This window comes from Cryptosporangium arvum DSM 44712, from assembly GCF_000585375.1.
Taxonomy (GTDB): Bacteria; Actinomycetota; Actinomycetes; order Mycobacteriales; family Cryptosporangiaceae; genus Cryptosporangium; species Cryptosporangium arvum.
The window spans coordinates 4,953,048-4,977,384 of record NZ_KK073874.1; the positions used below are offsets into that span (position 1 = coordinate 4,953,048).

Annotated in this window: 21 protein-coding genes; 8 read left to right on the forward strand and 13 right to left on the reverse strand. The window is 74.2% G+C overall.

Translation table 11 applies throughout. The features are described from left to right. The first annotated feature begins 43 nt into the window (after positions 1-43). Positions 44-1,681 carry a cellulose binding domain-containing protein gene (locus CRYAR_RS22325; protein ID WP_051572147.1) on the forward strand — a complete coding sequence of 546 codons (1,638 nt, stop codon included), beginning with the start codon at positions 44-46 and terminating at the stop codon, positions 1,679-1,681. Between the two features lie 8 nt (positions 1,682-1,689). Here the strand turns inward: CRYAR_RS22325 and CRYAR_RS22330 are convergent, their stop codons facing one another. Next, positions 1,690-2,673 (reverse strand): LLM class flavin-dependent oxidoreductase, encoded by a 984-nt coding sequence (locus CRYAR_RS22330; protein WP_035854998.1) that lies wholly within the window; start codon positions 2,671-2,673, stop codon positions 1,690-1,692. 67 nt (positions 2,674-2,740) lie between these two features. Then, complete coding sequence (locus CRYAR_RS22335) at positions 2,741-3,640, reverse strand: DUF6282 family protein (RefSeq protein ID WP_035855000.1); 900 nt, start codon at positions 3,638-3,640, stop codon at positions 2,741-2,743. An 89-nt stretch (positions 3,641-3,729) separates the two neighbouring features. Between CRYAR_RS22335 and CRYAR_RS22340 the strand changes: the two genes are divergently transcribed. Both CRYAR_RS22340 and CRYAR_RS22345 read left to right on the forward strand, forming a co-directional pair. After that, entirely contained in the window at positions 3,730-4,266 is a 537-nt protein-coding gene (locus tag CRYAR_RS22340) for a DUF998 domain-containing protein (RefSeq protein WP_051570794.1), read from the forward strand. Between the two features lie 14 nt (positions 4,267-4,280). Beyond that, positions 4,281-5,150: a universal stress protein gene (locus tag CRYAR_RS22345; RefSeq protein WP_035855003.1), complete on the forward strand. Its 870-nt coding sequence runs from the start codon at positions 4,281-4,283 to the stop codon at positions 5,148-5,150. On the opposite strand, the gene CRYAR_RS22350 is transcribed toward CRYAR_RS22345, so the two are convergent. The 8 genes from CRYAR_RS22350 to CRYAR_RS22385 all read right to left on the reverse strand — a co-directional run bounded on the left by CRYAR_RS22350 (position 5,147) and on the right by CRYAR_RS22385 (position 10,615). Continuing rightward, the gene (locus CRYAR_RS22350; protein ID WP_035855005.1) at positions 5,147-6,085 is read right to left on the reverse strand and encodes an Acg family FMN-binding oxidoreductase; all 939 of its coding nucleotides are present in this window, start codon (positions 6,083-6,085) and stop codon (positions 5,147-5,149) included. The two genes, CRYAR_RS22345 and CRYAR_RS22350, sit on opposite strands and share 4 nt — an antisense overlap. Positions 6,086-6,329: 244 nt before the next feature. Then, positions 6,330-6,872, reverse strand: a complete 543-nt coding sequence (locus CRYAR_RS43445; protein ID WP_051570795.1) for a hypothetical protein — start codon at positions 6,870-6,872, stop codon at positions 6,330-6,332. Beyond that, positions 6,808-7,416 (reverse strand): universal stress protein, encoded by a 609-nt coding sequence (locus CRYAR_RS50860; protein WP_211247583.1) that lies wholly within the window; start codon positions 7,414-7,416, stop codon positions 6,808-6,810. The genes CRYAR_RS43445 and CRYAR_RS50860 overlap by 65 nt, the downstream gene beginning before the upstream one ends. Continuing rightward, the gene (locus CRYAR_RS50865; protein ID WP_342673835.1) at positions 7,379-7,603 is read right to left on the reverse strand and encodes a universal stress protein; all 225 of its coding nucleotides are present in this window, start codon (positions 7,601-7,603) and stop codon (positions 7,379-7,381) included. The genes CRYAR_RS50860 and CRYAR_RS50865 overlap by 38 nt, the downstream gene beginning before the upstream one ends. 404 nt (positions 7,604-8,007) lie before the next feature. Further along, positions 8,008-8,879, reverse strand: a protein-coding gene (locus tag CRYAR_RS45940) for an IS5 family transposase (protein WP_245620491.1) whose coding sequence is annotated in 2 segments (ribosomal slippage) — positions 8,008-8,490 and positions 8,493-8,879 — 870 coding nt in all. Because the reading frame shifts where the segments join, the coding sequence is not laid out codon by codon here. A 37-nt stretch (positions 8,880-8,916) separates the two neighbouring features. Further along, positions 8,917-9,639 carry a TSUP family transporter gene (locus tag CRYAR_RS22375; RefSeq protein WP_051570796.1) on the reverse strand — a complete coding sequence of 241 codons (723 nt, stop codon included), beginning with the start codon at positions 9,637-9,639 and terminating at the stop codon, positions 8,917-8,919. After that, positions 9,632-10,048 carry a hypothetical protein gene (locus tag CRYAR_RS22380; protein ID WP_035855009.1) on the reverse strand — a complete coding sequence of 139 codons (417 nt, stop codon included), beginning with the start codon at positions 10,046-10,048 and terminating at the stop codon, positions 9,632-9,634. Before CRYAR_RS22380 ends, CRYAR_RS22375 begins: the two co-directional genes overlap by 8 nt. Positions 10,049-10,141: 93 nt before the next feature. Further along, entirely contained in the window at positions 10,142-10,615 is a 474-nt protein-coding gene (locus CRYAR_RS22385) for a DinB family protein (protein WP_051570797.1), read from the reverse strand. A gap of 30 nt (positions 10,616-10,645) precedes the next feature. Between CRYAR_RS22385 and CRYAR_RS43450 the strand changes: the two genes are divergently transcribed. Beyond that, the gene (locus tag CRYAR_RS43450; protein ID WP_051570798.1) at positions 10,646-12,517 is read left to right on the forward strand and encodes an alpha/beta hydrolase; all 1,872 of its coding nucleotides are present in this window, start codon (positions 10,646-10,648) and stop codon (positions 12,515-12,517) included. Between the two features lie 860 nt (positions 12,518-13,377). Here the strand turns inward: CRYAR_RS43450 and CRYAR_RS43455 are convergent. Continuing rightward, positions 13,378-16,116 carry an Hsp70 family protein gene (locus CRYAR_RS43455; RefSeq protein WP_084700832.1) on the reverse strand — a complete coding sequence of 913 codons (2,739 nt, stop codon included), beginning with the start codon at positions 16,114-16,116 and terminating at the stop codon, positions 13,378-13,380. Positions 16,117-16,289: 173 nt separating this feature from the next. On the opposite strand from CRYAR_RS43455, the gene CRYAR_RS22400 reads away from it, so the two are divergent. The 4 genes from CRYAR_RS22400 to CRYAR_RS22415 all read left to right on the forward strand — a co-directional run bounded on the left by CRYAR_RS22400 (position 16,290) and on the right by CRYAR_RS22415 (position 22,280). Further along, complete coding sequence (locus CRYAR_RS22400) at positions 16,290-16,715, forward strand: CBS domain-containing protein (protein ID WP_169745073.1); 426 nt, start codon at positions 16,290-16,292, stop codon at positions 16,713-16,715. Beyond that, the gene (locus tag CRYAR_RS22405) at positions 16,715-20,437 is read left to right on the forward strand and encodes an FHA domain-containing protein (protein WP_035855013.1); all 3,723 of its coding nucleotides are present in this window, start codon (positions 16,715-16,717) and stop codon (positions 20,435-20,437) included. The genes CRYAR_RS22400 and CRYAR_RS22405 overlap by 1 nt, the downstream gene beginning before the upstream one ends. A gap of 214 nt (positions 20,438-20,651) precedes the next feature. Beyond that, positions 20,652-21,071 carry an RrF2 family transcriptional regulator gene (locus CRYAR_RS22410; protein WP_035855015.1) on the forward strand — a complete coding sequence of 140 codons (420 nt, stop codon included), beginning with the start codon at positions 20,652-20,654 and terminating at the stop codon, positions 21,069-21,071. A gap of 18 nt (positions 21,072-21,089) precedes the next feature. Further along, a complete protein-coding gene (locus CRYAR_RS22415; RefSeq protein WP_035855018.1) occupies positions 21,090-22,280 on the forward strand; it encodes a globin domain-containing protein in 1,191 nt (396 codons plus the stop codon). A 46-nt stretch (positions 22,281-22,326) separates the two neighbouring features. On the opposite strand, the gene CRYAR_RS22420 is transcribed toward CRYAR_RS22415, so the two are convergent. Together CRYAR_RS22420 and CRYAR_RS22425 are read right to left on the reverse strand one after the other, a co-directional pair. Then, on the reverse strand, positions 22,327-23,265 hold the full coding sequence (locus CRYAR_RS22420; protein ID WP_051570800.1) for an NsdA family TPR-like regulatory protein: 939 nt from the start codon (positions 23,263-23,265) through the stop codon (positions 22,327-22,329). Positions 23,266-23,365: 100 nt separating this feature from the next. Continuing rightward, the gene (locus CRYAR_RS22425; protein ID WP_035855020.1) at positions 23,366-24,307 is read right to left on the reverse strand and encodes an NsdA family TPR-like regulatory protein; all 942 of its coding nucleotides are present in this window, start codon (positions 24,305-24,307) and stop codon (positions 23,366-23,368) included. Positions 24,308-24,337: the final 30 nt, after the last annotated feature.

The following is a 24,337-nucleotide window of genomic DNA, read 5'->3' on the forward strand; positions in this document are numbered from 1 at the left end:
CTAGCGTCGCTGATAACACCGGATGACCCCAGGAGTCGCGATCGTGCCGTCCGTTCCCGCGCGTGAGCAGCGTCCCGCTGGATTTCGTGGTGGCCACCGGCTGCGGCGGTCCCGCCGACCGATCAAGCGCCTCGGTGCCGCGGGTGTGCTCGCGACCGTCGCCGCGGTGGCCGTCGGGACGCTCACCGCCGGGCAGGCGCAGGCCGCCGGGTTCGCGGTGAACTACGTGCAGACGGCGCGCTGGGACAGCGGGTACACCGGCACCTACACGCTCACGAACACCAGCGCGAACGCGGTCGACGGCTGGTCGCTGGAGTTCACGCTACCGGCGGGGGCGCGCATCACGAGCCTGTGGAACGGGAACGCCGAAACGACCGGCACGAAGGTCACCGTGCGCAACGAGACCTGGAACGCCGAGCTCGCGCCGAAGCAGTCGGTGGTGGTCGGGTTCGTCGCCGACGCGGCCGGTGCGCAGCAGAAACCGCCGGACGGGTGCACGATCAACGGCGTGACGTGCGGGAACGAATCACCGCCGCCGAAGGCCGGCACCGCGGTCCCGAAGAAGCCGGAGCCGACGCGGGCGCTCGCGACGTCCACCCCGGGAGCCCCGGCGGCGGGCGGCGCCTCGGAACCGGAGACCGAGGCCCCGGAGACCGAAACCCCGGACGCCGACGCCGAGGCTTCCGGGACCGAGGCTTCCGGGACCGACGCCGCCGACCCCGACGCCCCGGAGACCGACGCCCCCGAGCCGAAGTCCGGCGCCACCGAAACCCCGAGCCTGGACGGCACCGAGTTCTCCCCCTACGTCGACGTTCTGCTGTACCCGCCGTTCGACCTGGCCGCGGCGGCCGCGCAGACCGGCGTCCGCCAGTACACGCTCGCGTTCGTCGTCGGCGCCGGGGGTTGCACCCCCACCTGGGGTGGTGTGCTTCCGGTCGAGGACCCGGGTGTCACCGGCCGGGTCGCCGACCTGCGTGCGGCCGGGGGCGACGTGCGGCTCTCGTTCGGCGGCGCGAACAGCACCGAGCTCGCGACGGTCTGCGACAGCCCCGAGACCCTGGCCGCCGCCTACCAGCGCGCGATCGACGCCTACGACGCCACCCGGATCGACTTCGACGTCGAGGGCTCCGCGCTCGGCGACCGCGCGGCGAACCGGCGGCGGGCCGAGGCCGTGACGATCCTGCGCCGGGAGAACCCGTCGCTGGACGTCTCGATCACACTGCCCGCGCTCCCCCAGGGACTCACCCAGGGTGGCGTCGACCTGCTCGCCGACGCGCGCGCCGCCGGCGTCGAGTTCGACGCGGTGAACCTGATGGCGATGGACTACGGCGACGCCGCCGCGCCCGACCCCGAAGGGCAGCTGGGCCGCTTCGCCATCGACGCGGTCACCGCGGCCCAGGCGCAGGTCAAGGGCGTGTTCGAGCTGTCGGACGAGGACGCCTGGGGGCTGCTCGCGGTGACGCCGATGATCGGGGTGAACGACGTCGCCACCGAGGTGTTCACGGTCGCCGACGCCCGCGAGGTGGGCGCGTTCGCCCGGGAGAAGGGGCTGGCCTGGCACGGGATGTGGTCGGCGACCCGGGACCGGCCGTGCCCCGGCGGGCCGAAGCCCACCGCCGACGCCGCCTGCTCGAGCGTCGACCAGGAGCCGTTCGACTTCACCCGCGCCTTCACCCGATGAACCCGCGTTCACCGGACGAACGGCAGCACCTCCTCGGCGAGACGTGCGATGCAGTCCAGCGTGCGGCCGCGGTCGCCGCCGGCCTCCACCGCGAGCAGCAGCCGCCCGGCGCCGGTGATCTCGCGCGACCGCCGGAGCCGCTCGACGCAGAGCCCGGCGTCGCCGACCGGGTGCAGGTCGACCAGCCGGTCGGCGTAGGCGTCCGGGTCGCGGCCGGTGCCGTCGGCGCCGTCCAGCCGGACGTACTCCGCGGTGCGCGCGAGCCAGGCCCGTAGCGGCGCGTGGACCGCGGCCCGCGCCTGGTCGACCGTGTCGGCGACGTACGCGAGGTGGGCGACCGCCGGTGGCGGCACGGTACCGCCGGTGTACGCCGCGTACCGGTCGAGCAGGACCCGGTGTTCGGCCGGTGCGGCGTGCATACCGAGCAGGAGCGGCAGGCCGCGGGCGGCGGCGACGTCGACCGACGCGGCCGTGGTCGCCGCGATGCGCACCCGCGGCGGCGTGGTGGGGCGGGGTACCACGCGCACCGGCCGGAACCGGTGCGCTACGCCGTCGGCGCCGACCCTGCGCGCACCGGACAGCCACTCCAGCAGCAGGTCGAGCGACTCCGCGAACCCCTCGGTGTAGCGGGGCAGGCCGGTGCCGAGCACCTCCAGGTCGACCCACGGCCCGCCCCGGCCGACGCCCAGCTCGAACCGGTCCCCGGCCACGGCCGCCAGCAGCGCGGTCTCCTCGGCGAGCGCGACCGGGTGCCGCGCCGGGAGGATCGCGGCCGCGGTGCCGACCGTGATCCGCCGGGTGCGGCCGAGCACGTACGCGGCCAGCGCGACCGCGGAGGGGCAGGCGCCGTAGGTCAGGAAGTGGTGCTCGGCCAGCCAGACGCCGTCGAACCCGGCGTCCTCGGCGGCGACCGCGTAGTCGACGGTGTCGCGCAGCGCATCGCCGTGCCGGTCGCCGCCGTGCACCCCGGCCAGGAGGAACAGATCGATCATTCGATGATGAATATCATGTTCATCCGAAGCCTTCCGACCTCGACACGGGAAGAAGCGCGCCCACCGCTCAGCGCACGAGCCGGTTCGAGTTCGTCACCGCCATCACCCGGACCTCCTCGGCGCTGAACCCATGGGCCAGCAGCCCGTCGGCGAGCAGCGCGAGGCCGTCCTCCACCGGTGGGTTGAACGGCTGCCCCAGGTCGCTGGAGAGCACCGAATGTTCCGGCCCGACCGCCCGGATGTGCGCGTAGAACGTCTCCCACGCCACTTTGCCGGTGTGCGGCGTCGTGAAGCAGCGTTCCAGCAGCGCGCCCCGGGCGGCCAGCCGCCGCTGCACCTCCACCGGGACGCGCTGCGACGTGAACTCCGGGTGCGTGACGACGATCCGGCGCACGCCCGCGTCGACCGCCGCGTCCACCGCCGCGAGGATCTCGTCGCCGGACAGATGGCCGGTCGCGAGCGCCATGTCGTGTTTCGCGACGAGCGTCAGCACGTTCAGCAGTTCCGGGACGACCCGGCCGCGCGCGTCGACCACCGCGACCGCCGGAGCGAGAATGCCCTGGTCGGAGAGTTCCTGCTGCACCTGGGCCCACATCGGCGGGGTGGCGCCCTCCGGCGCTCGGGCCTGATCCGTGCGCTGGTTGGCACTGTCCACGGTGGGCAGCCACACCACCCGCGCGCCCTGGCGCCCGGCGATCTCCACCGCGACCGGGTTGAGCCCACCCACCGACGCGTTCAGCGTGATCGCGCCGACCGTGTCGACCTCGGGAACGACACCGCGCACGACCGCGGCGCGCTCGGCCGTCGGCGCGTAGTGCGACTTCAGAACCACCCCCGCCAGTCCGACGTCGTGCAGCCGCCGGGCGAGCGTCACGTCGTCGATCCGGCGCTCCACGACGTCCGGCGCGACGTGGACATGGGTGTCGTACGCGCCACGCACGAGCTCGCGCGCCTGAGCACTCGGCATCTGTCCTCACCTCACGGAGGGCTGGGTCTACCCCGACGCGATACCTGTCCCCCGTGCCGCGGCGGCCGACGCCTGATGAGCTGTGCGGTATGAAACGAATCCTCGGGGCGGTCGCGCTGGCCACCGCCGGCGCCGCGTTCTTCGTCGGCCAATGGGTGGTGCAGTGGGCCTGGACCGAACCGTTCAGCTGGGCCGACAACAACATCAGTGACCTCGGCGAGGTGAGCGCGCCGTGGCACCAGCTGATGAACACCGTGTTCGTGCTCAACGGCGTGCTGGTGGCCGCCGGAGCGGTGACGCTGTTCCGGGGCGTCGTGCGGTACCTGCTGCTGGCCGCGGCCGTCGGCTGCGTCCTGGTCGGCCTGGCGCCGGCCGACGTCGACGAGAACACGCACGTGGTCGGCGCGGCGCTGGTGTTCGTACTCGGCAACCTCGGGCTGATCGCCACCCGGCGCCGGCTGGCGGTGCTCTTCGGCGTCGTGGGGCTGATCGCGACCGGGCTGCACGTGACGCGGCACGGCCTCGGGATCGGGGTCGCGGGCATGGAGCGGGTCGCGGTCTACCCACTGTTCGTCTGGTTCCTCATCGAGGGCGTGACGCGTCTGCGCGAAAAATCCGCTTCGTAGGTGATCATCGGAGTATGTCCGATGCACCAGGGATCACGGTGGGCGTCGACGGCTCGGCGCCGGCGAGGACGGCCCTCGACTGGGCCGTGGGGTACGCCCGGGTCCGTTCGCTGCCGCTGGCCGTGGTCACCGGGGTCGGTTGGCCCGGGGAACCGTCGGCGTTCGGCGCCCGGCGCGTCGCGCGGCTGAAGGACGCGGCCCGGACCGACGGCGAGCACCTGCTCGCGCGGACGGTCGACGACGTGCGGGCCGAGTTCCCGGAGCTTCCGGTCACCGGGCAGGTGAGCGACGAGACCGGTGTCCGGGCGCTGCTGGCCGCGGCGCCGTCGAGCGACACGGTCGTGGTCGGCAGCTGGGGCCTGGACCCGGCGGCGGGCCTGCTGCTCGGCTCGGTGTCGGCCGCGGTCGCGGCGCACTCCCCCGTCCCGGTGGTCGTCGTGCACGACGACCGGCGGCCCGGCCCCGACGCGCCGGTCGTCGCCGGCATCGACGGCTCCGCGCCGGACGACACGACCCTCGGTACCGCATTCGCCGAGGCCGAACGGTGGGCCGCGCCGCTGGTCGTGGTGCACGCGTGGAGCGACGTCAGCGTCGTCGGCATGTTCGGTTCGGCCGCGGTCCCGAGCTGGATCGAGGCCCGGCACGAGGCCGACGAGCTGATCGAACACCAGGTCGGCCCGTGGCGGGCGAAGTACCCCGGGGTGCGTGTCGGCACGGTGGCCGAACGCGAACAACCGGCACGGGTGCTCGAAAGGCTCTCCGCTACCGCGGGCCTCACCGTGGTGGGTGCGCACGGGCGGGGCGGGTTCAGCGGGATGCGGCTCGGGTCGGTGGCCCGGCGGCTGGTGCACCACGCCGACGGTCCGCTGCTGGTGGTGCGCTAGCCGGCGATCACGTCGGCCCGGCGCGGGGTCGGCGGCACCGCGTCGCTGGTCGCCGGCACCCCGATCCGCAGGGCGACCTGGGCCTCGCCGAGGTTGTCGAGCAGCCGGTGGAGCATCGCCCGGGACGCGGGCACCTCGACCACGTCGGTCATCGGGGACACGGCCAGGCCGGCGGCGGTGGTCGCCAGCAGCGCGGCGCTCATCGCCTCGCCCGCGGCCAGCCAGTCGGCCGGGCTGTCGCCGACCGTCCACAGCACCAGGTAGCGGGCGCCGCCGTCGTGGCCGGGCCCGGGGAGGAGGCCCTCCGCGCCGTCCGGGAAGAACGACCGGAGCGGCACCTTGCGCGGCGTCGGCGCGACCGTGGACCCCGGTGCGACCCCGTCGGCCGACGACGCCGGGCGGTGCGTCCACTCGGCGAGTTCGGCCTGGTAGGCGACGTCGTTCTCGTCGAGCTCCCCGGCTCGGGCCGCGGTCACCTGGAACCGCACGAGCGAGTCGGCGTCGAGCTCGGCGACGTACACACCCCGGGCCTCGGCGACGTCGCGCAGCCGGTCGACGAACCCGTCCGGCACCGGGGTGTCGGCGAACGGGCGCCGGTCGGTGTGCCGCTCCGGGATCGCGTCGCGCAGGTTCGTGCCGGTGGGCTGCGCGGTGCCGGTGACCGTGATCCGGGCCAGCAGGTCGCCGTCGACGCCGCGCTCGACGCTGGTGCGGTGCCCCTCGGCGGCCAGCGCCACCAGCGCGTGGTGCAGGGCCACCCCGCAGCTGACGGTCAACATGCGGCCCTCGGGGTCGGTCACCGGGAGCAGGCGGCTGCGGTCGGCGTGCAGTTCCAGCGCGTCGCCGCGGACCTCCCAGCGCCACGGCTGGGTGTTGAAGATCGACGGGGCGTGCCGGGCGGTCTCCGCCGCGCTCCGCAGGATGGTGCTGGTCATCGCCGGTCCCCTTGGCTCGGTGGGTCTGTCGCGCCCAGCGTCGGCCCGGATCACCGGTGCGGAGCAGGGTCGGAAGTCCCGAAAACGTCGGTCACCTGGTCGGCCGGGCGCCGCGGGGGTCGGTTCGTAGCCGAACCGCAGCACCATCTGCGGGGTTCCACCCTCCGACCAGCGGCGAGCCGCGCGCGGACGGCCGCCACCGCGATCGGCTGGGAGGAGATCGACGCGGTCAGGTCGGCCGCGGTCAGGTCGGCCGCGGTCGCGCGGAGCAGGACGTGCTGCCGCGCCTGCCGGTACGCACGTCCGCGGACCGGGTGGTCCCGCTGCTCGACAGTACGGCCAGGCACGGGTCGCTCTCGTGCGGCCGGCGCGGGGTGCCCAGGTGCGCGCCGTGGTCACGGCGCCGGAGCCGTTCGTCGGGGTTCGGTGCGCGGCGAGTCGGTCCGCGCGGATCCCGCTCGGTCGCCGGGCGCTCGCGCAGCCAGCGGCGGCGCTCCGCCGCGTACCCCGGGCGGCGGTCGAGTTCGTCGTCGTCGTCGGCGATCAGGTCGGCCACGGCGATCATCGCCGCCGGGCCCCGGACCGTCAGCAGGCACGCCTCGGCCGCGGCCGCGTCCACGAGCGCGGCATCGGGCCCCGCCGCGTCCTCGTACGGACGCCGGTTCGAGTGCCGGTGCGGGATCGCGTCGATCAGCGCACGTTTGGCCGGGGTGACCGGGCGTTCACCCACCGGACGAACCCGGACCACGACGTGGTCGTCCGGGAATGCGTCGGTGACGGCGATCAAGCCCGACCTCGGCGAAACCGAGGCGGACGTTGCCGGCCGCCGCCCCGGGGGCGAGCCGCGCGGCCCGGCCGGTGAGGTCGCCGGGGATGGGGCGGGGCGTAGTGCATTCTCGCCGCTGGGCGGGGCGTAGTGCATTCTCGCCGCTGGGCGGGGCGTAGTGCATTCTCGCCGCTGGGCGGGGCGTAGTGCATTCTCGCCGCTGGGCGGGGCGTAGTGCATTCTCGCCGCTGGGCGGGGCGTAGTGCATTCTCGCCGCTGGGCGGGGCGCGCTCGATCGCCAGGTGGCGCGGATGACCTTGCCGGCTTCGACCGGACCGTCGTTCACCACGACGAGCGGGCACGGCGCCGACGCCGCCGCCGGCTCGACCCCGACCGGGCCGACGATCAGCCCGGTGACCGGGTCGAGCCGTCGGGATCCGATGACCAGCAGGTCGGCGTCGTCGGCCTCGGCGTGCAGCGCCGGAGTCCGAACGGGAGCGCGGTGCTCATGCGCAGGCCGGGCAGCATCATCTCCGCCCGGGTGGGCGCAGCGGCCGGCAACCACCGGGCGGCCGCCTCCGGCCCGGACCGTTCGATGCCCGGCACGGACGCGGTCGGGACGCGCAGCAACGGCCAGCTGAACCGTGCACGATCCGGAGTTCGTGTCCACGCCGCGCGGCTTCCGCCGCCGCCCGATCGACAGCCCCATCGGTCTGGCCGGACCCGTCGGTGCCGACCACTACCGAGGTCATCGCGGATCTCCTCTCGTGGGTCCGAGCGTGCGGTGCGGCGGACGGGTTCGGGCAGGGCCGCGGGACCACTGCGGGAAGGACCAACGTCCCGTGGGTCGACCTCGGATCCGAGCGCCGCCCTGCGGGCCATCCGGCCGGCGACGTGGATAGCGGAGTCCGCCGGTGGCCGCGCAGGCCGTGGCCGCTGGGGTCGAGACGGCGGAGTTCGGTGAGGGGCGGGGATCCGGGCCGTGACTGACCCGGGTGGGGCGCCGGACGGTACTTCGGGCTCGGAGGCTGGTGGCGGGAGACCGCCTTGGTGAAACGTCTGAAGCCCGCTGGAGAACGCCGGAGCTTCCGGGTGCCGTCGTGGCCGCACCCGGCTGGGGGTCGCGGGTGGGGCTAGGGCCTGTTTGAAAAGCTGGTCACCGTAGCCATTCGTTGATCGCGGCGATGTGCAGCGTCGTGAGAAAGCGGACGGCGAGTTTGTCGTAGCGAGTCGCGACCGCCCGGTAGCGCTTGAGGCGGTTGATCCCGCACTCGACCGCGTGGCGCTGCTTGTAGGTCTCGGCGTTGAACGTCGGTGGGCGGCCGCCGGCGCTGCCGCGACGTCGGCGGTGGGCCAACCGGTCGGCTGGTTCGGGGATGGTGGCGCGGATTCCGCGTCGGCGCAGGTAGACGCGGTTGGCGCGGGATCCGTAGGCCTTATCGGCTAGGACCCGCGCCGGCCGTGTCCTGGGCCTGCCGACTCGACCGGGGACACCGATCGCGTTGATCACCGGCTGGAACTGCGGCGCGTCTCCGGCCTGCCCGGCGGTGACCAGCAGCGACAGCGGACGCTGTCCGCCCTCGGCCGCGAGATGGATCTTGGTGCTCAACCCGCCGCGTGACCGTCCCAGACCATGGTCGTTGGGCTCTGCGGTGCACCCTCCCGGCGGTTGTTTCTGATCGACCCCCTTTTACGGGCGCCCGCGGCGTGCTGGTGAGCCCGGACCACGGTGGAGTCGACGGACACGTCCCAGGTGATCAGCCCCCGGGCCTGGGCGCGGGACTGCAGATCGGACACGATGCGCGCCCAGGTCCCGTCCCGCTGCCAGTCCCGGAACAGCGCATACGCGGTCTCCCACGGCCCATACCGTTCGGGCAGGTCCCGCCACGGCGCCCCGGTCCTCACCCGCCACCGGATCCCATCAATGACCTGCCGCCGCGAACGCGGCGGCCGACCACCCGGCTTAGCCGACGGCAACACCGCCGACAAGACTTCCCACTCCGCATTCGTCAGATCACCACGAGCCACGCATCACCCAACGAACGAAGCGCTTTTCAAACACGCCCTAGGTCGTGAGGGCCCGGGCTATCAGGAGGACGGCGGCGGCCGCGGAGACGGCCAGGGTCGCGTGGCGTTGGACCGCTGGGGGGATCGCGCCGGGGTGGCGGTGGGCGGCGGCCAGGCCGAGGACGGCTCCGGGGACGAGGAGCGGGGTCCAGCGCAGCGTGGTCAGCGCGGCGGGGGTCGTCACCGCGCCGCAGGCCAGCGTGAGGGCGGTGAGGACGGCGCCGCTGGCCGCTACCGCCGCGCGGCGGCGGGCCGGGGGCTCGGCGCCCAATGCGAGCGCGACCGGCGGACCGGTGAGCGCGGTGGTGCTCGCGAGCAGCCCGGCGGCCACGCCCGCGATCGGGAGGGTCGCGGGGCGCGTGTGCGCCGCGGGTCGCCGCAGACTCAGTGCGACCGCCACGAGCACGAACCCCCCACCCGACACCGCGAGCGATCGTGCGCCGATCAGCGTAGACACAAAGACGCCGAGCACGACGCCGGGGAAGCCGGTGACGGTGAGCAACCACAGCAGACGGCGGTCGAGGTCGTGGCGGTCGGTGCGGGCGACGACGGCGGACACCGCGCCGTTCACCACGAGCGCGGGCAGCGGCACCAGCGGCGGAGCGAGCAGCAGCGCGCACGGCACCAGCAGCAGGTTGAGCCCGAAACCGATCGACGCCTGCACGTAGGCACCGGCCGCGACCACGACGGTGAGCAGGGCGAGAACCGCCCAGTCAGTCACGGCTCGAGCGCGGCGAGGACGGCTGGGCGGGGCCGAACGTGCGCCAGGCCGTGGTCAGCAGGAGCGCACCGGCCACCGCTCCGACGGCGGGCGAGCCGACGAGCAGGCAGACCACGGCCACGATCAGGCCGAGCCAGACGACGATCCGGGCCGCGACGTCCAGGAGCGCGATGCCGGTCAGGTGGCCGCGGGTCCAGAACGGCAGCCACACGGACGCGACCGCGAGGAAGATCGCGCCGAACACCGCGAACATGATGACGACGGCCTCCGGCCACCCGATGTGACGGGTGAACGCGTACAGACCGGAGAGCAGGCAGCCGAGCCAGACCTTCGCGAACACCCAGCGACCGGCGCGTCCGACCAGGTCATCGCTCCCCGGATCGGGGTCGCTGCGCAATTGCGTGCTCATCGCACTCCTCGGAGAACGGCTCTTGCCGTTCTCACCGATCGTGACATCAACCGTCAAGGAGCGCGACCGGATCGTCGCGGTTCGTGGCCGGGTCTAGCGGCCGGTCGTGCCGTCGAGTTGCTCGCGGAGGATGTCGGCGTGACCGGCGTGCCGTCCGGTCTCCTCGATCAGGTGCGTGAGCAGCCAGCGCATCGACGCGGGTTTGCGGGCGCCGGGCGGCGGCTGGGTGAGGTCGTCGCACGCGTCGATCACCGCGTTCGCGTCGGCGACCGCGGCCCGGTAACCGGCCAGCACGGCCTCGGCCGTCTCGTCGGCGGTGGGGTGGAAGGTCGCGGGCCAGCTGCGCACCTCTTCGCCGAGGAAGTAGAACCGCTCGACCGCGGTGAGGTGCTTGATCAGCCCGAGAAGGTTCGTGCCCGACGGCACGCCGGGCGTGCGGACCTGCGGTTCGGGCACGCCCTCGGCCTTGGCGGCGATCGCGTCGCGCAGGTAGTCGAGGAAGCCCTGGAGCGTGGCCTTCTCGTCGGCGGTGATGCCCGGTGGTTTGTGGTCCGTCACCGTCGTCACTCTAGGTGGTGTGCACTACGGTCGCCTCTCGTGCGGGTCCTCTTGGTGCTGGCGTTGGTGGCTCTCGGTGCGGGGATCGGCGTGTTGCCCCGGGATGATCTCCCGCGGCGGCACACCGTCGTGCACGGTGTTCCGTTGGACGAGGTCCACCCCGGTACCGAGGGGAAACACCCCGGGGTGGTCGTCGCGCACGGGTTCGCCGGGTCGGCGCGGCTGATGATGCAGTTCGGCGACGTGCTCGCGGCTCGTGGGTACGTGGTGGTGCTGCTGGACTTCTCGGGGCACGGGGCGAACGCCCGTCCGCTGGGGGACTCCGCCGGGCTGCAGCGAGACCTCGACGTGGCGATGACGCACCTGCGGGGGTTAGCGGACGTCGACGGGTCGCGGGTGGCGGTGGTGGGGCACTCGATGGGGGCCGGCGCCGCGGTGAGGTACGGCGCGGCGCATCCGGAGCTGGCCGCGACGGTCGCGATCTCGCTTCCCGACGCATCGGACGTGCGGGCGGACCGGCCGCGGCGGTTGCTGTCGCTGGTCGGGGCGGCGGAGTTCACCGGTTTCCGCGACGCGTCGGCGCGGGCGGCGGACGTGAGCGGCGGCCGGGAGGTGGTGGTGCCGGGGGTGGAGCACGTGTCGATCCTGTGGTCGCCACGGACGCATCGTGAGGTGGTGGGGTGGCTGGATGCTGCGTTCGGGGTGAGTGGGGGGACGGGGGTGCCGTCGCCGGTGCGGCGGTTGGTGGGGGCGGGGTTGTTGGTGGTGGGGTTCGTGCTCGGGTTCGCGCCGGTGGTTCGGTTGGTGGCGGGGGGTGGGTGGCGACGGAGGGCTGGGGCTGGTGTGGAGCCGGGGTCCGGTGTGGAGCCGGGGTCCGGCGTGGAGCCTGGGTTTCGGTCCGAGGTGGGTACCGAGGCGGTGTCGGGTCCGGGTGGGGCGGGGTTCGAGGCGGGGTCCAGGGCCGGGTCCGGGGCTGGGTCCGGGGCCAGGGCTGGGTCCGGGGCCGGGTCCGGGGCTGGGGCTGGGGCCGGGGCCGGGGCTGGGGCTGGGGCCGGGGCTCGTGTGGGCGTGGGGCGGGCTGTGGCGGTGGCCGGGGTCGCGGCGGTGGTGGCGGCGGTGATCGCGGCTGTTCTGCCGACGGGCTTGGTGCCCCTTGCCATCGGGGGCTATCTGATCGCGTTCACGACGCTGATCGGCCTCGCGCTGGCCGGGTATTCCGGGTGGCGCGGCCGCCGTACCTCGGCGAACGTCGTCACCGCTCCGGCGGAGTCGATCGGCGGTGCTTCGGCGGGATCAGGCGGCAGTGGTTCGGCGGGGGCGGACGGCGGTGTGTCGGCCCGGGCGGACGGTAGTGGTTCGGCCCGAGCGGACGGCAGTGGATCGGCCGGGGCGGACGGCAGTGGATCGGCCGGGGCGGACGGCGGTGTGTCGGCGGAGGTGGGCGGGCGGGGCTCGGCGGGGCAGGTTCGGGCGGGGTGGGTTCGGGCGGGGTGGGTTCGGGCGGGGCTCGCGGGGGGCGTGCTGATCGGGTACGCCGGGGTGGCGATCGCGGTGCCGCTGCAGGTGGGGGTCACGCAGGCGGTGCCGGTCGGACCGCGGTGGTGGCTGCTCGTCCTGATCTGGCTGGGCTTCACGGTGCTCGCGTACGGCGCCGGGCGCCTCACCGGGGGACGCGGTCTCGGGCTGCTCGCTGTGTCGGCGGTGGTCACGCTCGTGCTCACCGCCGCCGCGGTCGGAGGGCTCACGAACGGCTTCGTGCTGCTGGTCGTGCCGCTGCTGGCGGTGCTCATGGTGTGGCAAGCGGCCTGGGCGGAGGTCCTCCACCGCTTCCGCGCACCACTGTGGATCGCCGCCCCGATCGGCGCCGTGGTCGTCGCCTGGCCGGTCGCCGTGACCCTCCCGCTCACCTGACCCGCCCGGAGAGACCTTCTGCTCACCTCGAGCCCCGAGCCACGAGCCACGAGCCACGAGCCACGAGCCACGAGCCACGAGCCACGAGCCACGAGAGAGTGTTCTCCCGGCCGCGCAGGTAGGCTCGCTCACCCGCGCAGCGGACGATGCCCCGCGTAGAGAAGGGCCTCCCGCTCCCCTGGATCCGCGGCGCTCAGGTGGCCGCCCCGCTCCCCCTGGGCCGTCTGAGGCACGCCTCCGGCTCGGGATCAGCCTCGCGAGAAGACGGCCCCACCAGCTGTCGGTCATCGGAGCAGGATCGCGGCGAGGATGCATCCTGACTGGTAGTACGAGGCCGGGCACGGTTGTGCCTTGACCACCGACGCCGGGCGGCTTCGCCGCCGTGGCACCGACGAGTCTCGGTGGCCTCGACCGGTTCTCGGGCATACGCAGGCTGCGGCAGGCCCGCGAAGTCGGCGTAGACCCGGGAAGCTGCCGCCGGCCAGGAAACCGGCTAGGCCCAGGAAGCTGTCGCCGGGCCAGGAAGCACCGGCCCAGTCTTGGCCGCACGCCGGGCAAGCTGGTCGGACCATTCAGGAAAGACGAACGGCATCCGCCGCCCGCGCATCACCGCACGGGGTAGGACCGCAGAAGAAAGCCCTGTCCGCGATCACCCCGACCGCGAATCGTCCTTGACGATCGCGTGATCGAGGACCTTCTGGCCGGTGCCATCGGCGGCCGGGCGCGCAGAGCAACCTCGGCCCGAGCGACCAGCGGAACCGGCCCACGCGACCAGCGGAACCGGCCCACGCGACCAGGGACTCAGCGCGGCCCCCGGCCGGGTCCGCGCGGCCACACCCCCGCTTACGCGGCGCGGCGCGTCACCGGGTGAGTTTGCCGGTGCTGGTGAAGGCGTTCGCGTCGGCCTCGTAGAGCCACATCGTCGGCACGGCCAGGTCGCCCAGCTCGTTGAACTTCAGGCGCTTGGTCAGCCCGTCGGCGTCGTAGCGGTTGACGAAGTCGAGCATGTCCTTCCTGGTCTGCTTGCCGGCCGCGATGCCGTCGAGCATGATCGTCGCCGCGTCGTAGGCCTCGGCGGCGTAGCGTCCCGGCTCGGTGCCGTACTTCGCGGCGTAGGCGACCCGGAACTCGGCCGGGACCTCCTTCTCCGGCATGTACGGGCCGAAGAGCACGGTGCCGGCCGCGGAGTCCCCGGCCTCGGTGAAGAACGCCGGGTCGTCGATCTCGGAGGTCCCGACGAGCCGGATGTCCCGCCCGCCGACCTCGGTGAGCGCCCTCCGGAGCTGCCCGGCGAGGGCCGGCGCTCCGACGTAGACCACGGCCGTGGCCCCGGACCGGATGATCTTCGCCGCGGACCCGCCGAGCCCGTCCCGGCTCACGGTCTCCGAACCGGCCCAGGCCCGCGCCTCCTCCAGGCCGCCGCGAAAATATCCGGCGAGCTTGCGGCCGTGCGCGGAGCCGTCGTCGGTGAGGTAGACCTTTGTCGCCTTCAGCGTGTCGACCAGGTACTTGCGCGCGAACAGGTTGGGGGAATCCTCGTCGCCGATGACCTGGTGGAACGTCTTCCACTGGGCGAGCGCGTCGGCGTCGCCGACCGGCGTGATCTGGGCGAGCCCGGCCGCGTCGTAGACCTTGCCGGCGGCCGCGAGCTCCGCGGGGCGCAGTGGCCCGACCACGCCGACCGTGGTGGGGTTCCCGGCGACGTTCGCCGCGAACTCGGCGGCTTTCTTCTCGTCGCCGGCGGTGTCGAAGCTGGTGAGCGTGACGGCACAGTCGGCGCTCTTCGCGTTGTGGTCGGCGACCGCGAGCTCGACGCCGTTGCGGATCCGGAGGCCGAGGTCGGCGCCGTCGCCGGTCGACGCGCCGATGAAGGCCAGCTCGGCGGCGCAGGGCGGGGCTCCGGCGTCGTAGGCGTTGGTGTCGCCGCTGTCGTTCTCGGCCGCGAACATGTCGCGGAGGAACAGCCCGCCGCCGCAGAGCACGAGGACCAGCACCATGGCCGCCGCGACGATCGCGACGATCCGCCCCGCCCCCGCTTTCCGGCGCGGCCGCTCCCCTCCCGGCGCCCCGCCGGCCGCCGCCCCGTGCACCCCCGCCCCCGACCCGGCCCCGTGCGCACCCGGCTCCTGCGCGCCCGACTCATGCGCGCCCGACGCGTGCGCACCCGACTCGCGCACCCCGGACCCGGACCCGCGCACCCCGGACCCAGGCACCCCGGACCCAGGCACCCCGGACCCAGGCCCTCCGCCCCCGTGCACCCCGGACCCGGCACCCTGCGCACCGGAACCACCCCCGTGCGCACCCGCCCCCGACACCCCGCCGTGCGCCCCGGCACCCTGCGGCCGCGCGATGATCGGCGGCCGGGGCGGCGGCACCGGCGCCCCGGAGGCCGCAGAAGTCCCCCCGGCCCCGGACCCGGGCACCGTTCCGTACGCATCCGAGATCCGCCCCGGCCGGGGCGGCGCCCCACCCGCCCCCACCCCCGGCGGCGACACCGGCGGAGACATCGGCGGAGCGACCGGCGCGGCCGCGCCGACGATGATCGCGCCCTGCGCGACCACGAGCTCCGGGTTCTCCACCACCGTCGGCGCGATCCCGAGGTACTCGTGCAGCAGCGCCGACACCAGCGGTATCCGGCTCGACCCACCCACCAGCAGCACCGCCGCCAGTCCACCGGACGGCGTCTCGGCGGCACGCAGCGACTCCAGCGTCGTGCCGACGGTCTGGTTCAGCAGCGGCCGCGCGAGCGCGTCGAGCTGCTCCCGGCCGAGCGGCAGGTCGTCGTCGAGCAGCGGCACGTGGATGTGGACGGACGTCGTGCGCGAGAGCGTCTCCTTGGCTTGCCGCACGTCCTCCCAGAGCAGCCGCGACTCGCGCCGGTCGGACGCGGTCATCGGCGTCTTCAGCCGCTCCCAGACCGGCGCGGCCCGGTCGCCGAGCAGTACGCCGAGGTGCTCGAAGATCGCAGCGTCGACGTCGAGCCCGCCGACGTCGTCGAGCCCCTGGTAGGCCACGACGTCGAAGCCCATCGGCGTCCGGCGCACGACGGTGGCGTCGAACGTGCCGCCGCCGAAGTCGTAGACGACCATGCTCTGCCCCGGCGCCACCGACACCCGCGGCAGCGCCACGAAGCTGTACGCGGCCGCGACCGGCTCCGGCACCAGCAGCGCCGACGGGATCCCGGCGATCGCCGCCGCCTGACGCAGCAGATCGAGCCGGCGGGGGCCCCAGGCCACCGGGTGGGTCAGCACGACCTGTTCGGGCTGGCGGCCCTTGGCCCGGCGCGCCTCGGCCATCACCCGCGAGAGCACCGCGGCCAGCAGTTGCGGCACCGGCACCTCGTGCCCGCCGAGCAGCACGGTGCCGTCGTCGATGCGCCGCTTCGGGTTCGGTTCGAACGCCTCGGGCCGGGTGCGTGCGACGTGGGCGGCGTCCCGGCCGGTCAGGAACTGCCCGTTCTCGTCCAGGCAGACGCCGGAGAGCAGCATCGGCGAGCCGTCGAACAGCAGGGATTCGCTCCTGCCGTCGGGATACCGGAGCACACCGACGGTGTTCGACGTCCCGAAGTCGATCCCGATCAAGTACCCGGATAACGGCATACCCGGCAGCTTATCGACTACTCGCTGCTCAACTTTCACGGATGCCACAGCATGAATCAGCCGCGCATCGTCCGAAAGGTCGCTTGTCCTCACCGCCCCGGCGACGCACGCTGGACCGGCCACTCCCCGACAGTCCGGGCCGTCCAGGGGGAAACGTGCTGGTGCGGGACGTCATGACCAGATTTCCGGCGTGCATCCATCTCGGTGCGGACATCCGCCGCGCCGCCGAGCTGGTCAGCGTCTCCCAGATCAGCGAGCTGATGGTGCTCGACCACGACGACGCGTTCGTCGGCGCGCTCAGCGAGGGCGATCTGATCCGGGCGGTGCTGCCGAGCTACGACGAGGCCCTGCGCGCGGGCGGGTCGCTCGACGACGCGTTCGGCGATCTGAGCCGCAAAGCCCGCGACCTCGCCGACCGCCCGATCGACCCGCTCGTCGTCCGCGACGCGATCACGCTGCGCCCCGACGACGACGTGGCCCGGGCCGCGGTCGTGATGACCGAGAAACAGATCCGCCGCCTGCCGGTCGTCGAGGGACGCACGCTGCACGGCACGGTGGCCCGCTCCGACATCTGCCGCGCCGTCATCTACCACGCCTGATGACGCGCCTGCGGCTGGTGTTCACGAACCGGCGTACCGGTGCGGTCGCCGAGCACACCGGGGAGCTGCCGCTCTCGGTGGGCCGCGACGCGACACGCAGTGACGTCGCGATCGACGACCGGTCGGTGTCGCGCCGCCACGCGCGGTTCGAGCTCGACGGCGACGACCTGGTCGTCACCGACCTGGACAGCTCCAACGGGACGTTCGTCAACGGCGGCTGGATCCGCAGGCACGTGCTGCGGACCGGCGACCGCCTCGGCATCGGCGCCAGCACCGTCGAGTGGACGCTCGTCGTCGAACCGGAGCCGCTCAGCGACGAGACCCGCATCGGCGCGGGCATGACGATGATCGCGCCCTTCCTCCCGCCGGCCCCGGGTCGCCGCGTCTCCCCCGCCCGGCGGGTCGTCGAGGCCGCCGAGGCCTACAACCGCGAGCAGGGCCACGAGCTCGACGGCTTCCTCTCGCTCGAGTACGGGTTCCTCCCGGTCGAGCCACCGCTGCGGGCGCTGCCGGAGTCGCACCGGGCCTGGGACGACCTCGTCGACCGGCTCCCCGCCCTGTACGCGAGCCTCGAGCTGCGGGCCGAGTTCGACCGGCTGCCGGTGCTGGACGCCGACGCGCTGCCCGACAAGTACCTGCTCCGCGCGTCGGTCCTGCTCGGCGTGTTCGCGCACGCCTACCAGTACGTGCGCACCGAGCCGCCGCCCGCGCTACCGCCGAGCATCCTGCTCCCCTGGCGGCAGGTGTCGCGGCGGCTGGGCAAGGACGTCCCTTCGGTCTCCTACATCGACCTGTTCTTCTACAACTGGAAGCTGCGCGAGGACACCGGGCCCCGGCGCCTGGCCAACCTGGAGCTGCTCGTCCCGGCCTGGCGCAACCGGGCCGAGGAAGTCTTCTACCTGGTCACGACCGAGTTCGCGATGGAGCTCACCCCAGTTCTCGACGCGATGCTGCGGGCCCAGGACGCCGTGCTCGCCGAGGACGCCACGGCCCTGGAACCGGCGTTGCTGACGATGCTCGAGCGCCTGCACCACGTCACGCGGACCATCTATCCGCAGATCGACCCGAACCCGCGGTCGGAGTCGCATCTCGACCTGGTGCTGTGGGCGAAGACCGTCGGCACGTCGGGGGTACCGATCTTCGACGGCGCGCCGAGCCCGGCCGGCACCGCCCAGCCGCAGATCCACGCGCTCGACGCGTTCTTCGGCCGGGCGTCGTACTCGTCCACGGTCGGGCAGCAGAGCCTCGCCCTGCGCGCGCAGATGCCCCGGCACTGGCGGGAGCTCGTCGAGGCGCTCGGCGCGGTCTCGGTGCGCGACTTCGTGGAGCGGCCCGGGAACACCGCGCTGCGCGGGCTGTACGCGGCGGTGCTCGACGCGTATCTCGGGGACCGGGGCTGGATGGGCCTGCACCGGATCAAGGCCTACGGGTTCCTCGAGGTCGCGTTCAAGGTCGGCCGGTCGGTCACCACCGGCGCGAAGTTCACCGGCCTGTTCCGCGACAAGACGTGGGAGGCGATCGACCGCGAGCTCGCCGAGGTCCGCGACGAACGCTGGCCGGCCGGCAACCAGCAGGTCTACTTCGGCCGGGTCCGGCGCGGCACCACCACGACCGATCCCGGCTCCGCGGCCTGGACCACCCACCTGCGCCTCGACGTCGCCGGGCAAGGCATCCGGTACCAGCCCGGCGACCGGCTCGGCGTACTGCCCGAGAACGACGACGCGCTGGTGCGCGCCACGCTGCGCGCGCTGCGGGCCACCGGCGACGAGCTCGTGCAGCTGCCGGCCGAGTGGCGCGAGGCGGTGCGCTTCCGCGCGGGCTACGAGGACGGCACCGAGGTGCTGCCGCTCGCGACGCTGCTCACGTTCGGGCGCATCCGGCCGGTGGGCCGCACCAACGCCAAACGCCTGCTCGCGCTCTCCGGCGCCGGGGCGCTGGCGCGGATCGTCGCCGCGCGGATGGAGGACCAGTGGGAGCTGTGGGACGTCCTGGACCTGGTGCGCACGGCCGGCTACGACGTCACCCGGCTCTGGTCGGCGGGCGCCGGTGAGGCCGAGAACATCGGCCGGATCGTGCCGCCGGAGGTGTTCCGGCTGTACTCGATCGCGTCGGCCGCCGACGGGCCCGCGGAGTCGATCGACCTGGTCGTCGGCGGCCTGACCTACACCAGCCCGCACACCACCGTCTCCTACGAGCGGCGCCGGACCGGCAGCGCGTCGCACTTCCTGCGGCGCATGTCCAGCGACGTGCGGTACCGCGAGAAGCGACTGTCGCTCACGATCGTGCCGACGCCCCGGTTCCGGCTGCCGGCCGACCCGGCCACCCCGGTCGTGATGTTCGCCGCCGGCTCCGGGGTGGCGCCGTTCCACGGGTTCGCGCGGGCCCGCGCGGCCGGCCCCGGTCCGAACTGGCTGTTCCTGGGGCTGCGCCGGCCGGACGACTTCGTGCACCCGGAGGACTTCGCCCGGCTCGCGGCGGACGGCCGGCTCGAGCTGCGGGCGGCGTTCTCCCAGGCCGACAACGCGCTGCGCTACGACGTCGGCACCGGCGCTTTTGTAGTGGGAGACGGAACCCGGCAGCGCGTGGACCGGCTGATGACCGCGGAGGCCGACGCCCTGCGCGCGGCCGTGGACGGCGACGCGCACCTGTACGTGTGCGGGAGCGCCGGGTTCGCCGGTTCGGTACTGGACACCCTGCGCGAACTCGGGGTCGACGTCCGGCAGCTGATCGCGCGGGGACGGCTCGGGCTCGACATCTTCACGACCTACCGCGGCCACGCGCAGCAGGGCGCCCGGTACGACATCTCGGCGTTGATCGAGCACAACACCGCCGAGGCCGGTTTCTGGATGGGGGTCGGCGGCAAGGTCTACGACGTCTCGGAGTTCATCCACCTGCACGTGGGTGGGCCGCAGATCATCCAGCACTACGTCGGGATGGACGCGACCTCGGCGTACCGGGGGGTGCTGCACGACCAGAACTCCGAAGTCGACGCCCAGCTGAGCCTGTACGAGCTCGGCCACCTGCGCCGCCTGGACTTCGGCGGGCGCTGGGGCGTGGTGCTGGGCGCGGACGGGCTGCGCTTCGCCGGCCTCGAGGAGCTGTTCACGACCTGGGTGCGGTACGTGTACCTGGTCGTGGCGATGGAGAACGCGCTCGTCAACGACTACGGGTTCGCCGGGACCGCGGCCACCGCCGGGCCGCCGCCCTCCGAGCTGACGCCGTTCAAGCTGCAGTTCCTCCTGGAGGCCCACCGCCGGTTCCGGGTGAGTTACCTCGCCGGGCTGGTCGGTGAGGATCTGACCGCGCTCTGGCGGATGACCGTGGGGTTCTGCGCGCCGGACCGGGACGTGCGTGCGCTGCGCGGCGTCGAGCCGGTGCCCGACGCCGGGGCGTCCGTGCGGGACCTGCTCACCAGCGGGGCCGACCGGGCCCGTGTGGTGGAGGTGGTGCAGGGGTACGCGGCCGCGGACCAGGCCGTGCTCCACGCGGTGAAGGGCGCGTTACGCGACGGGATCCGCGCGTTCGAGGAGTGCGAGGCCACGGTGGTCGAACGGGCCGGTGGCCGGCTGCTCGCGGCGATCGAGGCGGTGCTCGACGCGGTCGAGGACTACCACCGGCGGCTGGACACCATGGTCGGAGCCCACGGCTTCACGCCGGCCGCCGACCCGCCGATCCCCCCGGATCGCGGTGTCCCCGGCCACGGCACGCCGCGGGCCCACTGAGGCTCAGTCGTCCAGACAGGCCAGATCTTCCGGGTCCACGTAGGCGCCGTCGTCGGCGATGTCCTCGGGGTCGGGGCGCCACGCGGGCGGAGTGATCATCGTGCTCCTTCTCGTCGAACGGCCTCTGCTTTGTACCCTCCCCGCGCGAACTCACACCGAGTGACCCTCACCATAAAAGGGGAATCTCAGAGTCCTGTTTGACTACTGTCGAGTCGTGCGCCTCAACCGCTCCACCGACATCGGCCTGCGTGTCCTGATGCTCGGCGCCGCCCGTGACCGGCTGCTGACCATCGACGAACTGGCCGAATCCCTCGACGTACCGCGCCACCACCTGGCCAAGGTGGTCCAGCGCCTGCAGCACCTGGAGCTGCTGGAGACCGTGCGCGGCCGCAGCGGCGGGGTCCGGCTCGCCGCCGCGGCCCGCTCGGCGTCGGTCGGTGGCATCGTGCGCGAGCTGGAGGGCGAGACGGAGGTCGTCGACTGCGACGGCTGTCCGCTCAACTCCGGCTGCCGGCTGCGCCGGGCGCTGCGAGCCGCGCAGGAGGCGTTCTACGTCAGCCTCGACCCGATCACGGTCGAGGAACTCACCGGGCCACCGACCGAGCAGATCCTGCTCGCGCTCGGCCGGGCCTGAATCCCACCGGGAGGATCCATGCTCTCCGCTGCCAGCGCCCCGATCGTCGAGGCGACGCTGCCGATCGTCGGCGCGCACCTCGGCGCGATCTCCGGTGTCTTCTACGACACCATGCTGGCCGAGAACCCCGAGCTGCGGAATCTGTTCAGCCGCAGCGCCCAGGCGACCGGCGAGCAGAAGAACGCGCTCGCCGGGGCGGTCGCGGCCTACGCGGCCCACCTGACCGGCACCGGCCCCGACGCGCGGGTGTTCGACCACCTCGTCGAGCGGATCGCCCAGCGGCACTGCGCGCTCGGCATCCGCGCCGAGCAGTACACGCTGGTCGGGCGGTACCTGCTCGGCGCCGTCCACACCGTGCTGGGCGACGCGGTGACGCCGGAGATCGCCGCGGCCTGGGACGAGGTCTACTGGCTGTTCGCGACCCGGCTGATCGGCCGCGAGGCACGTCTCTACGCCCGGGCCGACGTCGACACCGGGTCACCGTGGCAGGAGTACACGGTCGTCACCACGGTCGCCGAGGCCCACGACACGGTCTCGTTCGTGCTGGCGCGCTCCGACGGCGCACCGGCCCCGGCGTTCCGCCCCGGTCAGTACGTCACGGTCGCGGCCGACCTGCCCGACGGCACCCGTCAGCTGCGTCAGTATTCGCTCTCGCAGGCGCCCGGGCACACGCTGCGCATCACGGTCCGCCACGTCCCCGGCGGCGCCGTGTCCGGCTACCTGCACGAGCACGTGTCGGCCGGCGACACCCTGCGGCTGAGCCGCCCGTTCGGCGACCTCGTCCTGCGCGACGACGACTCGCCGCTGGTGCTGGTCAGCGCGGGCGTCGGAATCACGCCGATGGCCTCGATGCTCGACCACGTGGCCCGCAGCCGGCCGTCGCGCGAGGTCGTCGCGGTACACGCCGACCGCAGCCCGGACCGGCACGCGCTGCGTACCGAGCTGGCCGCGTCCGGCGCCCGGCTGCGCTCGTTCCGGAGCCTGACCTGGTACGAGGAGTCCGGTGTCCCGGGAGCCCGGACGGGGCTCGTCGACCCCGACGCCATCCCGGTGCCCGACGACGCCGAGGTGTACCTGTGCGGGCCGGTGCCGTTCATGGCCGCGGTGCGGGCGGGGCTGCGCAGCCGCGGCGTCTCCGAGGACCGCATCCGGTACGAGGTGTTCGGCTCCGAGCAGTGGAACACCACGCCGCGCGCGGTGCCGGCCTGAACCCGCGCGGGGCGGCCCCCCTCCGGCCGCCCCGCGCGACTCCGGCTCAGGCCACCAGCGCGTCCAACCGGGTCGTCTCCACGGCGCGGGCGGACAGCTCGTCGCGGAGCTCACGCAGCTCGGTGACGATGCGGGTGCTCGCGACCCGGTCCGCCGCGAGGCCGAGCGCGGTCTCCCCGAGCCGGACCGCGCCCTCGGCGTCGCCCGCCGCCAGGCGGACCCGGGCGAGCCGCACGGTGTAGAGCGACAGGTTGCGGGTCATGCCGTCGCGCTGCTGCCCGCAGGCCCGGTCGAGCAGGGCCGACGCCCGGGCCAGACGGCCGAGGTCGTTCTCGCACATGCCCTCGTTCCCGGCCAGTTCGGCGTCGTCGAGGAACCGCGTCCACTCGGGTGCGGACCCGGCGGTGTCGCCCCGCGCCTCGAACGCCGTCCAGGCGCGGTCCATCGCCGCGCGCATCCCGGCCGGGTCGCCCAGCTTGGCGTACGCCCGGGCCTGACGCATCGCGGCGACGGCCGCGAGCAGCGGGTGCGGGCGGCGGAGCAGCAGGTGCTCGGCCGCCTGGGCCAGCGCCAGCGCGTCCCGGGGCCGGTCGGTCGCGACGCCCTGCATGCTCATGCTGACCAACGCGTGGAACTCCAGCCAGGGGTCGTCGGCGATCCGCGCGAGGGTCAGCGCCTCGGTGTAGGACCGGCGGGCCTGCGGGTGGCGGCCGGCGTCGAAGGCCAGCCAGCCGGCGCACATGCCCAGCTCGCCGACGGCGGAGTGCAGCCGTGGCCCGACCTGGCCGCTGTAGGTGCCGAAGCGCAGCAGCTGGTGTGCTTCCCGCACCCGCGTCTCGGCCCGGTCCCAGAGCGTGTCGCCGCCGACGTCGTAGTCGAGGTCGTAGAGCTCGCCGGCGAGCGCGACGATACGCCGCACCTGCGCGTCGCCGATCCGGGCGGGACGCGGTCGCGCGGTCGGCGCCAGGTGCTGCGGGCGGGCCATGCCCCGATGGTGGGACCCGGCCGGCGTCCGCATCCAGGGGCGGGGAACACGGCGGTGGCCGGGGCACCCGGCTCAACGGCCGGGACGCCGTGCGCCGGCGTCACGCGAACCGAACAACCAGCAGCTCCCGGGTCGCCCGGGCCCAGGCCGGGTGGTAGCCCGGATCGCGGGCCCCGATCGCGGACACGGCCCGGGTCAGCCGTGCCCGCACCCGGGCCGAGTCGGGCAGCCCCCCGGCGACGACGCCGTCGACCAGGCCGCGCGCCTCGTCCAGCTCCCCCCGCGCGGCGACCAGGCCGGCCAGCAGCCCCTGGTACAACGTCGCGTTGCGGCGCTGCGCGGCGGGCACCCCGGCGACGGCCTCCCGGGCCGCCCGCTCGGCGCCGGGCCGGTCCCCCAGCGCGGCGAGCGCCTTCGCCCGGTGGCACGCCAGGTCGGCCGGGCCCCAGAACCGCAGCCAGCTCTCCTCCGCGTCACCGCGGGCGGCGCCGAGCGCGCTCTCGGCCGCGCCCAGCGCCACCCGGGTGCCCTCGCCGTCGCGGCGGTGGCCGTGGCCGAGCGCGGCCCGGGCGGACAGCAGCGAGGCCAGGTGCGCCGGCGCGTCCGGACGCACCCTCCGCGCCGCCCGGGCCTGGCGCACCGCGGCCACCCCGTCGCCGGTGTCGGCGGCGGCCAGCGCCATCGACGCCCGGGCCCGGGCCGCGGTCGCCCGGTCGTGGTGGCGCACGGCCAGGACGAGCGCGACGTCCCACCGGCGCAGCGCGAGCGCGGGCAGGCCGGCGTCGAACGCGGTCCAGGCCGCGTTCTCGGCCGCGGCGCCGGCGAGACGCCCGAACGCCGGGTCGGCGTCCGCACGGCCGCACAGCGCGGCGGCCAGCTCCCGGCTGGTGCCGACCAGCCCGGCCGAGCCGTGCCGCTCGTCGACCGCCTCGAGCCTCTCGACCCGGGCACGCAACGCCGTACCGCCGCACGGGGCGCGGCCAGGCAGCACCGGCGACGCGGCGAGACCGGCCAGTGCCAGCAGGAATTGTGCGCGCAGCATCCGATCTCACTCCCGTCGGCGTGCGCCCCC